We start from the raw sequence: 11,910 nt of genomic DNA on the forward strand, positions 1-11,910 counted from the left end.
GCCTTATCCGCGCTTCAGCACTTATTGCGAAAGATAGCTGCTGCCCGCAGGCTCGTTCTGGGCCCTGGCTCAATATTCAGGTCAAGTCGGGTTCGTTCCACGGCGTCATAATCGCTCAAACCCCTCATCTCAGGAATAAGCGCACTTGCGCTTATTCCGAAGGAGCCCGCGAGAAGCGGGCGTCTCGAAGGATGTAGGCCACAGACGGGGCCTCATGGTTCGAGACGCGCGTTCCAGGCTCCTCACCATGAGGGGCTTATGACGCAGTATGATTATTCGATGCTCGCGCCGCGATGCAGGTCGGCCTCGATCTGGAGCTTGGTCCCGCCGCCGAACCGCGCGCGATAGACCTGCATGTTCTCCATGATCCGTTGCACGTAGTTGCGCGTCTCGGAGAACGGGATCAGTTCGACCCAGTCGACGGCGTCGACCTTGGGATCGCGCGGATCGCCGTAACGCTCGATCCATTTCTTCACGCTGCCACGACCGGCATTGTAGCCGGCGAAGGTCAGGATGTAGGAGCCGCGATAGTCCTCGAGCAGCCCGCCGAGCTCGGCGGCGCCGAGCATGGCGTTGTAGACCGAATCGGTCTTCATCCGGTTCAGATCGAAGCTGACGCCGGCCCGCTTGCAAACGTAGCGTCCGGCATCCGGCGTCACCTGCATCAGCCCGTAGGCCTGGGCCGGCGAGACCACGGCCGGATTGAAGGCGCTTTCCTGCCGCGCGATCGAGTAGATGACGCTTCGCTCGACCTCGGGGCCAAGCTGCTTGAACGAAGGGATGCCCATGACGGGATAGGCGTAGTGCTCGAACGGCAGGCCGCGGTTGAGCGCGGCCTTGCCAAGCAGCAGCATGCCGCGGGCATCGTTGTAGCGCGCCGTGAGTTCGCCGATGCCGGCCACGGCATCCGGATCGCCGTTCTCACCCATGTCGCCGAAAATCGGAAGCGCAAGTTCGCGCTCATCGAGCTCATAGAGCAACTGGACGGCGCGAACGATCTCCAGTCGTTCGGCTCCGCGGCCCCGCGGCGCGCCATTCAGATCGAGCTGCGGCAGGCCGAGTTTTGCGCGTGCCAACTGGCCGTAATAGCTCGTCGATTGCTCGGCGGCGCGGCCGTACGCTGCGCGCGCTTCCTGGGCGCGGCCCGCGGCTTCCGCGGCGCGGCCCTGCCAGTAGCCGGCGCGCGCGAGCGCGGTCGGGTTTGCGCTGCCGACGCCGATGCGGGCGAAGTGCTGGGCGGCGATGGCTGGATCCTTCAGGAAGCGCAACGCGATCCAGCCCGCGGTGAATTCCTGCTCGGTTTTGTAGATGTCACGCGTCGGCAGCGCCGCATCCCGCGCGATCAGGTAGGCGTTGCGATACTCGCCGACATCAATCATCTTGCGCGCCAGGAGGCGCCGCTCGATCCACCATTCGTTAAGATTGTGCAGGCGATTGGGATCTTTCGGCGCGCTCAGCATGAGCTGCGCGGCTTCGTTGAACTTGTCTTCGCGGCGAAGCAGTTGGATTCTTGCGAAGAGATAGCCGGTTTCGCCATGCAATTCGCGCGGCACCGCCTCGAGCAGGGCCCTGAGGTTGGAGGCCTTCTTGTTGGCCGCAATGCGCGCCTTGGCGAGCGCGACATGACCTGAGCCGAGCCGTTTCGCGGCGCGCATGCCTCCGGCTTCCTGTTCGGTGCCGTAAAGCAAAGATTCCATCCGCGCCTTGTGGTCGCCCGCGGTCAGTAGCGCACCGAACATATCGAGCGCCGCGTTCTCGGTATCTTCCGACATGCCATCGCGGCGCCAGGACTCGCGGACCAGCCGTTCGGCATTGTTGCGATCGCCGCGCGCGAGCATCGCCTTCGCCAGCACGAACTTGCCCTTGCCCGAGATCGGCGATTGGTTTTCAAACCAGGACCAGACCGCCGCATCGTCGCGGCGGTCGTCCCAAAGGGCCGCCTCGATGCGCCGGCGCAGAAAGGTTTGCGAGGGCCAGCTCGGATTGGCGGAAATGAACGCACGATAGCGTTCGACCGAGGCGTTGTTGTTGTCGCTGCGCAGGATCAGCCATTCTGCAAGCTTGCGGGCGACAGGGTCCGAGATCGTGGCCTGCACTTGCGTCGCATCGCCGTGCTTCTGCTTGCGCACCAATTCGATGACGTTCTCCAGCGCGTCCTTGTCGGCCTGAGACGTCGAGGAGGTCGCGGCCACTGCGGCTGGGGCGTGTCTGCGCGGCGGCGGCGCGACAGCATGCTGGCGGGTCGCAGGCGCCAGAACAGGCGGCGGCGGGGCCGGCGCTGCATGGGTCGGCGCAGCCGGGGTGCTGGTATTGGCTGTCGGCGCGGACTTGGGCAGGGACTTGGGAACGACGTTGCGGGCAATCGGTCGCGGCTTCGGGACGGGAACTTTTGACTTGGCCCAGCTTTCCAGAGGGAAGGAAGTCAGTCCGACCGCCAGCGCCAGGCCTGTGGCCAGTGCGGTCGATCGCAACGCGGCGGCGCGGGCGGAAGGGATCACGGCTTTCCTCTGCGGCGGCGAATCATTCAATCGCTCCAGCCTTGGTCTATTTTGATTGAATATGTGGACAAAATGCTAAAAACGTCGCGGTGGACCTGTTTGCGCCATCACCACGGCAAAATCGCGGCTATCAGCGTTCGAGGATGGCAGATATTGGCCCGCGGCAGGAAAGAGCGTCGGAACAAGGCGCTAGCGCCTGATGCACGGCCCTTTCGCCTGGTCGCCAGACCCGATATGAATTGAAATCCAGTTTCGGTCGTGCCGTTTCTTAAGCGTTTGGAGGAAGTCCATGGCAGCCAAGACAAAATTCCGGGGGTCGTTTACCGCCTTGGTCACGCCATTCAAGAACGGCTCGGTCGACGAGGCCGCCTTCCGCGGCTTGGTGAACTGGCAGATCGCCGAAGGCACCCACGGCTTGGTCCCGGTGGGCACGACCGGTGAAAGCCCGACGCTGAGCCATGACGAGCACAAGCGCGTGGTCGAATGGTGCATCGACGAGGCCAAGGGCAAGGTGCCGGTGATTGCCGGCGCGGGTTCCAACTCGACCAAGGAAGCGGTCGAGCTTGCCGAGCATGCGGAGAAGGCGGGAGCAGATGCGGTGCTGGTGGTGACGCCGTACTACAACAAGCCCACCCAGGAAGGCATGTACCAGCACTTCAAGGCGATCAACGATGCCATCGGCATTCCGATCATCATCTACAACATTCCCGGCCGTTCCGTGATCGACATGTCGGTCGAGACCATGACGCGGCTGTTCGCGCTGAAAAACATCGCCGGCGTGAAGGATGCGACCGCCAGCATGGTGCGGGTATCGCAGCAGCGCGCGGCGATGGGCGAGGACTTCAACCAATTGTCGGGCGAGGACGCCACCATCCTCGGCTACATGGCGCATGGCGGCCATGGCTGCATCTCGGTCACGTCCAACGTCGCGCCGCGGCTGTGCTCGGAATTTCACGCGGCATGGCAGAAAGGCGATCACGCCACCGCGCTCAAACTGCATGACAAGCTGATGCCGCTGCACAACAACCTCTTCATCGAAAGCAATCCGGCGCCGGTGAAATACGCGCTCTCGCTGCTCGGCAAGATCGACGAGAAGCTGCGGCTGCCGATGGTGCCGGTGTCCGAGCCGACGCGCGTCGCCGTGCGCAGCGCCATGGTCCATGCCGGCCTGATCAACTAGGGCGGTTCCGCTTCGCCTGAAGAACGAAGAGGGGAAGCCAGCATGCTGAAGGAATTCCGCGAATTCGCGATGAAGGGTAACGTCGTCGACCTTGCGGTTGGCGTCATCATCGGTGCGGCCTTCGGCGCGATCGTGACCTCGTTGGTCGGCGACGTCATCATGCCGGTGATCGGCGCGATCACCGGCGGTCTTGATTTCTCCAACTATTTCACGCCACTGTCGAAGGCGGTAAACGCCAGCAACCTGGCGGACGCCAAAAAGCAAGGCGCCGTGCTGGCTTGGGGCAATTTCCTTACGCTGACGCTGAACTTCCTCATCATCGCCTTCGTGCTGTTCGTCGTCATTCGCGCGATGAACAAGCTGAAGCGCAAGGACGAAGCCGCGCCCGCGCCGCCGAAGCTGACCAAGCAGGAAGAACTGCTGATCGAGATCCGCGATCTCCTCAAGAAGGGCTAGTGCCGCCGATTTGAGGTCCCCACAATGTTTGCCGCGTGTCCGCGTGGGGACCTCAAATCGAAAAGCGGCACTAGCGATCATAAGTTTGCTAGTGCCCTTTGTCTTCCGAAGTTCGTATAAGGGCTCAGCAATCACTGTACGAACTTCGGAAGAGGGCACTAGCCGTGGCCGAAAAAAAAGAACGCCCGACCAAGGTCGTCGCCGAAAACCGCAAGGCCCGATTCAATTATGCAATCGAGGACACGGTCGAGGCTGGCATCGCGCTGACCGGCACCGAAGTGAAGTCGATCCGCAATGGCAAGACCACCATTGCGGAGTCCTATGCGGATTCCAAGGACGGCGAGATCTGGCTGATCAACGCCAATATTCCGGAATATCTGCAGGCCAACCGCTTCAACCACGAGCCGAAACGGCCGCGCAAATTGCTGTTGCACCGAAAGCAGATCAACAAGCTGATGGGCGCAGTCGATCGCGAAGGCATGACGCTGATTCCGCTAAAACTCTATTTCAACGAGCGCGGCCGCGCCAAGCTGTTGCTGGCGATCGCCAAGGGCAAGAAACTGCACGACAAGCGCGAGAGCGAAAAGAAGCGCGACTGGGGCCGGGAAAAAGGCCGCCTGATGCGGGCGAGAGGATAGGGGTGAATAGCGAATAGGGAAATTCTCTGAAGCCGACCCTTCCATTCGCTATTCGCGAACGAGAGGAAGACGAGATGGCTCAATCCAATCTGCATGAAGTCGACTGGAGCAAGATCCCTCCGCCGGTCGACGACGGCGCGTCTGCGCATCTCGTCGGCATGGCGATTCCGCCGGTCACGCTGCTGGCCACCGATGATAGTTCGGTGACGCTCTCGGCGCTTCCCGGCCGCACCGTGGTGTTCGCCTATCCCCGCACCGGGTCGCCGGGCAAGATCAGCCTGGTCGACGACTGGGACATGATCCCTGGCGCGCGGGGCTGCACGCCGCAAACCTGCTCGTTCCGCGATCTGTTTGCGGAATTGAAAGCGGCCGGCACCAGGCAGGTGTTCGGTCTATCAACCCAGGACAACGTCTACCAGACCGAGATGGCGTCACGGCTGCATTTGCCGTTTCCGGTTCTGTCGGATGAAAAGCTTAGGCTCACCCGCGCCCTGAACTTGCCGACCATGGAAGTGGCGGGACTGACGTTGATCAAGCGGCTGGCGCTGATCGTCGACGATGGGCGCATTGCTCACGTGTTCTATCCAGTTTTCCCGCCCGACCGGAACGCCGCCGACGTACTGGCATGGCTGAGGGAAAATCCGCGGTAGGCATTTTGTAGGGTGGGCAAAGGCGCTCTTGCGCCGTGCCCACCATCTATCGAACCGCGACACTGATGGTGGGCACGCTTCGCTTTGCCCACCCTACGATTCTACGACTCCAAATCGTTCCGCACTTTTGCAAACACGTCGCGAAACATCTCCGGTGTCAGCACCCGTGTGTTGGTGTTGTAGCGCGAGCAGTGATAGCTGTCGTAGAGTCTGATCGCGCCGGCTTTATGCACGGCGCCGTGCGCAAAGGGGGCGGCGCCATTGCGCAGGCCGAGCGCCTTCAGGGTCGAGTCATGTGCAATGCGGCCGAGCAGCACGATCGCGCGCAGTTTGGGCATGGTCGCAATTGTCGTCGCCAGAAATTGCCGGCAGGTGCTGATCTCGACCGGCAGCGGCTTGTTTTGCGGCGGCACGCAGCGCACCGCGTTGCTGATCCGGCAGTTGACGAGCTTCAGTCCGTCGTCCGGTCGCGCCTGGTAGACGCCCTTCGCAAAGCCGTATTCCAGCAAGGTCGCATACAAGAGATCGCCGGCGTAATCGCCGGTGAACGGGCGTCCGGTCCGGTTGGCGCCCTGCAGGCCCGGCGCCAGCCCGACAATCAACAGTTGCGCGGAGGCATCGCCGAACGAAGCGACCGGCGAGTTGTGCCAGCCCGGCTCGCGGGCACGTGCCTGCGCGCGAAATTCGGCGAGCCTCGGGCAGAGCGGGCAGTTGCGGTCGGGTTCGGCAGCCGCAGGGGCGGGGAGATTAGCCATCAGTCCAATGCGTTTTCGAGCGAAATTGAGTCACGGACCTGATCCGGCGTCGATACCGGTTCGCGTCAGATGCGCGCGCCAAAACAAAAAGCCCCGGTTCTGTTTTCAATCAGAACCGAGGCTCTAGCAGTGTACTGGCTCATGCTCAATCGTCGAAATCGTCGTCGCCGGCCCGTGGCGCCACGGTGGTCGCGCGCTGCAGGAATTGCGGCGAGTGGTGACGCGGCTCGCGCGGGGCAGGGCGCTCGGAGGGATCACGGCCCAGCTTTGATTGCAGTTCGACGAGATCGGTGAAGACATCGGCCTGGCGGCGCAGTTCGTCGGCGATCATCGGCGGCTGGCTCGAAATGGTCGAAACGACCGTGACGCGAACGCCGCGGCGCTGCACCGCTTCCACCAGCGAGCGGAAATCGCCGTCGCCCGAAAACAACACGATCTGATCGACATGCTCGGCGAGTTCCATGGCATCGACGGCGAGTTCGATATCCATATTGCCTTTCACCTTGCGGCGGCCGGATGCGTCGATGAATTCCTTCGTTGCCTTGGTGACGACGGTGTAGCCGTTGTAGTCGAGCCAGTCGATCAATGGACGGATCGAGGAGTATTCCTGATCCTCGATGATTGCCGTGTAGTAAAACGCACGCAACAGCGTTCCCCGGCTCTGAAATTCCTTGAGAAGGCGCTTGTAATCGATGTCGAAGCCGAGCGTCTTGGCCGTTGCGTAGAGGTTGGCGCCATCGATGAAGAGCGCAATCTTGTTGGAAGCTGGTGACATCAAATGGTTCTCACGTTGTTGTTAGCTTTTCTAGCGCAGCGGCTAACGACCGCGCGCACTTTCCGGTTCTGTTGCCTAAAGTTCGGTGAATCGTGCCCCACGACAGTCACCACTGCAATTATGGTGAGGCGAGGGCGAAAAACCTATACTTTGGACAGTGCAATGAAGAGATTTACTTGTCCTGTACGGCAACCCTGCCGCGTCTGGACGCTCCGGCCGTTCCTGTCCCCGTTCCGGCCCCAGAGTTGGCGTACCAGAGCCCATTGGGAAGGCAAATCACAATTTAGTCTTGCGAAACGGCCTCAGCCGCTATAACTAGCGCCGATAACCGACATATTGGCCCCCATTAACGGAGCGACAGTCTATGGCGCGCGTCACCGTGGAAGATTGCATTGACAAGGTCGACAACCGGTTCGACCTGGTCCTGCTGGCGGCGCATCGCGCCCGTATGATTTCGTCCGGATCGCAACTCACGGTTGATCGCGATAACGACAAAAATCCGGTCGTTTCGCTGCGGGAAATCGCCGATTCCACGATTTCCCCGGAAGACCTCCGCGAGGAACTGGTTCATTCCCTGCAGAAATTCGTCGAGGTCGACGAGCCTGAGCCCGATACCGTGCCTTTGATCGGCTCGGCCGGTGCCAGCGTGGATGCCGACGACACCGAGGTTGCGGTCGAGCGCATGACCGAAGAAGAGCTCCTCAAGGGGCTGGAAGGCCTGGCGCCGCCGGAAGAGCAGCCCGAAGAGGACGAGTAACCCGGAACCTTCTGGTCCGTCCCGAACTCCCGATCTGTCAAAGGCCCGGACGTCAGTCCGGGCCTTTGCTTTTGTTGACATTTTTGCGGTTACAATGCGTCCTTGGCCGGCGCGGCCGAAAACGGCTGACCAGGCGGGCTGACAGGACGTCGGGTTGGGCGTTGGACGGCCGCAGGCCCAAGCGAAATTGAACCGTATCGCGGCCAGCGCGGCGTGCATCGCCGTTCGAAAACGCATTAGATACGTAAACGAGATACATAACGGCGGGACCCGTCCGGGTCTGTTGGAAGAAGGTAGTGATGTGATGGCGTATTGGCGCCGCAGCTCCCGGCAAATGCAGGCCGCGACCGGCCAGGTCGCGGTGGCGCCGGGGTCGCCCGTGGCGGAGAAGCCGAAATCGCCGCGTTCGCGCATGATGCGGCAGTACGATCTGGTCGAGCGCGTCCGCACGTATAATCCGGATACCAACGAAGACCTGCTCAATCGCGCCTATGTCTACGCCATGAAGGCGCATGGCACGCAGACGCGCGCGTCCGGCGATCCCTATTTCTCGCATCCGCTCGAGGTCGCGGCGATCCTGACCAATCTTAAGCTCGACGACGCCACCATCGTCGCGGCGCTGCTGCACGATACCATCGAGGATACCGAAGCGACGCGTGCCGAGATCGACAATATCTTCGGCCACGAGATCGGCGCGCTGGTCGAAGGGCTCACCAAGCTGAAGCGGCTGGAGCTGGTCTCGCGCGAAGCCAAGCAGGCCGAGAACCTGCGCAAGCTCTTGCTGGCGATCGCCGACGACGTCCGCGTGCTCCTGATCAAGCTCGCCGATCGCCTGCACAACATGCGCACGCTGGAATTCGTGCCGCACGCCTCGCGCCGTCGCATTGCCGAGGAAACGCTGGACATCTATGCGCCGCTCGCCGGCCGCATGGGTATGCATGAGATGCGCGAGGAACTGGAAGATCTATCCTTCCACGTGCTCGATCCCGAAGCCTATGCGGTGGTGAAGCAGCGGCTCGACGCGCTTGCCGACCGCAACCGCAACCTGATCGGCGAGATCGAAAGCCAGCTCTCCAAGAACCTGCAGAAGAACGGGATCACTGCGCGCGTCTATGGCCGCCGCAAGCAGCCGTTCTCGATCTGGACCAAAATGGAGCGAAAGTCGGTCGGCTTCGAGCAACTGTCCGACATCTACGGCTTCCGCATCATTCTGGGCGACGCCGAGTCTTGCTACCGCGCGCTTGGCGTGGTGCATACCACCTGGCCGGTGGTGCCAGGGCGCTTCAAGGACTACATCTCGACGCCGAAGCAGAACGACTATCGCTCGCTGCACACCACCGTGATCGGACCCGGCAACCAGCGTGTCGAGCTGCAGATCCGCACCGAGGAAATGAACCAGATCGCCGAATTCGGCATTGCCGCACATGCCTTCTACAAGGAGGGCATGGGCTCGCCGACCGAGCGGCTGGAGCATGAATCCAACGCCTTTGCCTGGCTGCGTCACACCGTCGGCATCCTCTCCGAAAGCGCCAATCCGGAAGAGTTTCTGGAGCACACCAAGCTCGAATTGTTCCACGACCAGGTGTTCTGCTTCACCCCGAAGGGCAAACTGATCGCGCTGCCGCGGGAAGCCAATGTGATCGACTTCGCGTATGCCGTGCATACCGATGTCGGCAATTCGGCGGTCGGCTGCAAGATCAACGGCAAGTTCGCGCCGCTGTCGTCCGAATTGCAGAACGGCGACGAGGTCGAGGTGTTGACCTCGCAGGCGCAGTCGGCGCCGCCCTCGGCATGGGAATCGCTAGCGGTCACCGGCAAGGCCCGCGCCGCGATCCGCCGTGCCACGCGTACCGCGGTGCGCGATCAATATGCGGGACTTGGCCGCCGCATCGTCGACCGCCTGTTTGCCCGCGCCAAGATCGAATACGCCGACGACAAGCTGAAGGGTGCATTGCCGCGCCTGGCGCGCGCCTCGATCGAAGACGTGATGGCCTCGGTCGGACGGGGTGAACTGAAGGCCTCCGACGTCGCCCGCGCGATGTACCCGGACTACAAGGAAGAGCGGTTGGTGAAATACGGGGCCAAGAAGAGCCTCGCGGTGAAATTGAAGCTGAAGTCGCCACCGCATCCGGCGCGCAGCACCTCCGTGATCCCGGTACGTGGCATCAATTCGGATTTGCCGGTGAAATTTGCGCCGAACGGCGGTGCGGTTCCGGGCGATCGCATCGTCGGCATCGTCACGCCGGGTGAGGGGATCACGATCTATCCGATCCAGTCGCCTGCGCTGAAGGATTTCGAGGAGGAGCCGGAGCGCTGGCTCGACGTGCGCTGGGATATCGATGAAGCCATGCCGCAGCGTTTCCCGGCGCGGATCCTGGTGCACAACGTCAACGAGCCCGGCAGCCTCGCCCAGGTCGCCACCGTGATCGCCGAGCACGACGGCAATATCGACAATATCAGCATGTCGCGCCGCTCGCCCGATTTCACCGAGCTGACCATCGATCTCGAGGTCTATGACCTCAAGCATCTCAGTGCAATTATCGCTCAATTGCGTGCCAAGGCCGTCGTCGCCAAGGTCGAGCGCGTCAATGGGTAGACTTTCCTGCGTCGTCGCCCCTCATGGTGAGGAGGCGCACTTGCGCCGTCTACGGACGACGCTTAGCGTCGCCGCGAGAACCATGAGGCCACAGTAGGGCCCGCATCCTTCGAGACGCGGCGAAGACGCCGCTCCTCAGGATGAGGGATCGTCCACCAGAGAATGCCCGCGAGTCCCAAAATGCCCAATCCCCCGCTTCGCCTCGGCGTCAATGTCGATCACGTCGCCACCTTGCGCAACGCGCGGCGCGGCGAGCGGCCGGATCCGGTGCGCGCCGCGCTGCTCGCGATCGAGGCGGGCGCCGACGGCATCACCGCGCATCTGCGTGAGGACCGCCGCCACATCCGCGACAGCGACATGGCCCGGCTGAAGGCCGAAATATCAAAACCGCTGAATTTCGAGATGGCGGCTACGGAAGACATGCTGCGGATTTCGCTCGCGACAAAACCCCACGCCGTATGCCTGGTGCCGGAGCGCCGTGAAGAACTCACCACCGAGGGTGGATTGGACGTGGTCGGCCAGCACAACGTGCTGGCCCCGTTCATCGCGCGGCTCAACGATGCCGGCATCCGGGTGTCGCTGTTCATCGCCGCCGACCCGCCGCAGATCGAGATGGCGGCAAAGTTGCGCGCGCCCGTGATCGAGATCCACACCGGCGGCTGGTGCGACGCCGTGGTCGACGGCCACGCTGACAAGGCCGAGGCGGAGTGGCGGCGAATCGTCGAGGGCGCCGCCCTGGCGCGGGCGGCGGGGCTGGAGGTCCATGCCGGCCACGGCCTCGACTACCAGACCGCGGAGACGATTTCAGCGCTGCCCGAGATCGCCGAGCTCAACATCGGCTATTTCATGATGGGGGAGGCCCTGTTCGTCGGCCTTGGCGAGACTGTGCGGCAGATGCGCTCCGCAATGGACCGCGGCCGCCAGAAAGTCGCGGGCCGACCATGATCATCGGCATCGGTTCCGACCTGATCGACATCACGCGGGTTGCCAAGGTGATCGAGCGCCACGGCGACCGCTTCCTCGACCGCATCTTCACCGACGTCGAGCGCGCCAAGGCGGCGCGCCGCGCCAACAGTGAAAAAATGGTGGTCGCAACCTATGCCAAGCGGTTCGCGGCCAAGGAGGCCTGTTCCAAGGCGCTCGGCACCGGCATCCGGCGCGGCGTCTGGTGGCGGGACATGGGGGTGGTGAACATGCCGGGGGGACGGCCGACCATGAAACTTACCGGCGGCGCGCTGACCCGGCTCGAAGCGCTGACGCCGGAAGGCTTCGAGGCGCGAATCGATCTGTCGATCACCGATGACTGGCCGCTGGCGCAGGCCTTCGTCATAATTTCGGCGGTCGCACCCGGCAAATCATGAGCCGCGCAGGCGTTTGCGCCGGGGAAGCGGGAAAACTAAAAATCATTGATGTATCAATGGATTATAAAGTTTTGACAAGGCGCTTGATTGCGCGCCCACCAACAACCGTCTAAAAACGCCGCCAACGACCTGTTCGAGCCAGGGCCGATTCCGGTTACCGTCGGAATTGGCTCTCAACATCAGTTATCTAGACCATTTTCCTGACGCGAACGTATTTGGCGATTCGCGTGCGGAAAACGTTCTG

General features: G+C 62.4%; 11 protein-coding genes. 8 read left to right on the forward strand and 3 right to left on the reverse strand.

The window, feature by feature from the left end:
* Positions 1–272 precede the first annotated feature (272 nt).
* Complete coding sequence (locus LMTR3_RS21565; RefSeq protein WP_502686660.1) at positions 273–2,498, reverse strand: lytic transglycosylase domain-containing protein; 2,226 nt, start codon at positions 2,496–2,498, stop codon at positions 273–275.
* A gap of 289 nt (positions 2,499–2,787) precedes the next feature.
* Between LMTR3_RS21565 and dapA the strand changes: the two genes are divergently transcribed.
* From dapA to LMTR3_RS21585, 4 genes are all read left to right on the forward strand, one after another.
* Positions 2,788–3,678: a 4-hydroxy-tetrahydrodipicolinate synthase gene (gene dapA / locus LMTR3_RS21570; protein WP_065747019.1), complete on the forward strand. Its 891-nt coding sequence runs from the start codon at positions 2,788–2,790 to the stop codon at positions 3,676–3,678.
* A 42-nt stretch (positions 3,679–3,720) separates the two neighbouring features.
* On the forward strand, positions 3,721–4,134 hold the full coding sequence (gene mscL / locus LMTR3_RS21575) for a large conductance mechanosensitive channel protein MscL (RefSeq protein WP_065747020.1): 414 nt from the start codon (positions 3,721–3,723) through the stop codon (positions 4,132–4,134).
* Between the two features lie 164 nt (positions 4,135–4,298).
* Positions 4,299–4,772, forward strand: a complete 474-nt coding sequence (gene smpB, locus LMTR3_RS21580) for an SsrA-binding protein SmpB (protein WP_065747021.1) — start codon at positions 4,299–4,301, stop codon at positions 4,770–4,772.
* Between the two features lie 74 nt (positions 4,773–4,846).
* The gene (locus LMTR3_RS21585; protein WP_065747022.1) at positions 4,847–5,422 is read left to right on the forward strand and encodes a peroxiredoxin; all 576 of its coding nucleotides are present in this window, start codon (positions 4,847–4,849) and stop codon (positions 5,420–5,422) included.
* A gap of 101 nt (positions 5,423–5,523) precedes the next feature.
* Here the strand turns inward: LMTR3_RS21585 and LMTR3_RS21590 are convergent, their stop codons facing one another.
* Both LMTR3_RS21590 and LMTR3_RS21595 read right to left on the reverse strand, forming a co-directional pair.
* A complete protein-coding gene (locus LMTR3_RS21590) occupies positions 5,524–6,177 on the reverse strand; it encodes a uracil-DNA glycosylase (protein ID WP_065747023.1) in 654 nt (217 codons plus the stop codon).
* A gap of 145 nt (positions 6,178–6,322) precedes the next feature.
* Complete coding sequence (locus LMTR3_RS21595) at positions 6,323–6,952, reverse strand: LabA-like NYN domain-containing protein (protein ID WP_028345653.1); 630 nt, start codon at positions 6,950–6,952, stop codon at positions 6,323–6,325.
* Between the two features lie 364 nt (positions 6,953–7,316).
* Here LMTR3_RS21595 and rpoZ point away from each other — a divergent pair, with 364 nt between their 5' ends.
* The 4 genes from rpoZ to acpS all read left to right on the forward strand — a co-directional run bounded on the left by rpoZ (position 7,317) and on the right by acpS (position 11,666).
* On the forward strand, positions 7,317–7,709 hold the full coding sequence (gene rpoZ / locus LMTR3_RS21600; protein WP_024512695.1) for a DNA-directed RNA polymerase subunit omega: 393 nt from the start codon (positions 7,317–7,319) through the stop codon (positions 7,707–7,709).
* Between the two features lie 304 nt (positions 7,710–8,013).
* Complete coding sequence (locus LMTR3_RS21605; RefSeq protein ID WP_065747024.1) at positions 8,014–10,305, forward strand: RelA/SpoT family protein; 2,292 nt, start codon at positions 8,014–8,016, stop codon at positions 10,303–10,305.
* Positions 10,306–10,485: 180 nt separating this feature from the next.
* Positions 10,486–11,250, forward strand: a complete 765-nt coding sequence (locus LMTR3_RS21610) for a pyridoxine 5'-phosphate synthase (protein ID WP_065747025.1) — start codon at positions 10,486–10,488, stop codon at positions 11,248–11,250.
* The gene (acpS, locus tag LMTR3_RS21615; RefSeq protein WP_065747026.1) at positions 11,247–11,666 is read left to right on the forward strand and encodes a holo-ACP synthase; all 420 of its coding nucleotides are present in this window, start codon (positions 11,247–11,249) and stop codon (positions 11,664–11,666) included. Before LMTR3_RS21610 ends, acpS begins: the two co-directional genes overlap by 4 nt.
* The last annotated feature ends 244 nt before the right edge of the window (positions 11,667–11,910 follow it).

This window comes from Bradyrhizobium sp. LMTR 3 (genome assembly GCF_001693485.1).
Lineage (GTDB): Bacteria > Pseudomonadota > Alphaproteobacteria > Rhizobiales > Xanthobacteraceae > Bradyrhizobium.

Coding starts and splice junctions, on each gene's coding strand:
- LMTR3_RS21610 (WP_065747025.1), top strand. CDS start 10,486: ATGCCCAATCCCCCGCTTCGCCTCGGCGTCAATGTCGATCACGTCGCC.
- LMTR3_RS21590 (WP_065747023.1), bottom strand. CDS start 6,177: ATGGCTAATCTCCCCGCCCCTGCGGCTGCCGAACCCGACCGCAACTGC.
- acpS (WP_065747026.1), top strand. CDS start 11,247: ATGATCATCGGCATCGGTTCCGACCTGATCGACATCACGCGGGTTGCC.
- mscL (WP_065747020.1), top strand. CDS start 3,721: ATGCTGAAGGAATTCCGCGAATTCGCGATGAAGGGTAACGTCGTCGAC.
- rpoZ (WP_024512695.1), top strand. CDS start 7,317: ATGGCGCGCGTCACCGTGGAAGATTGCATTGACAAGGTCGACAACCGG.
- LMTR3_RS21595 (WP_028345653.1), bottom strand. CDS start 6,952: ATGTCACCAGCTTCCAACAAGATTGCGCTCTTCATCGATGGCGCCAAC.
- LMTR3_RS21585 (WP_065747022.1), top strand. CDS start 4,847: ATGGCTCAATCCAATCTGCATGAAGTCGACTGGAGCAAGATCCCTCCG.
- dapA (WP_065747019.1), top strand. CDS start 2,788: ATGGCAGCCAAGACAAAATTCCGGGGGTCGTTTACCGCCTTGGTCACG.
- LMTR3_RS21605 (WP_065747024.1), top strand. CDS start 8,014: ATGGCGTATTGGCGCCGCAGCTCCCGGCAAATGCAGGCCGCGACCGGC.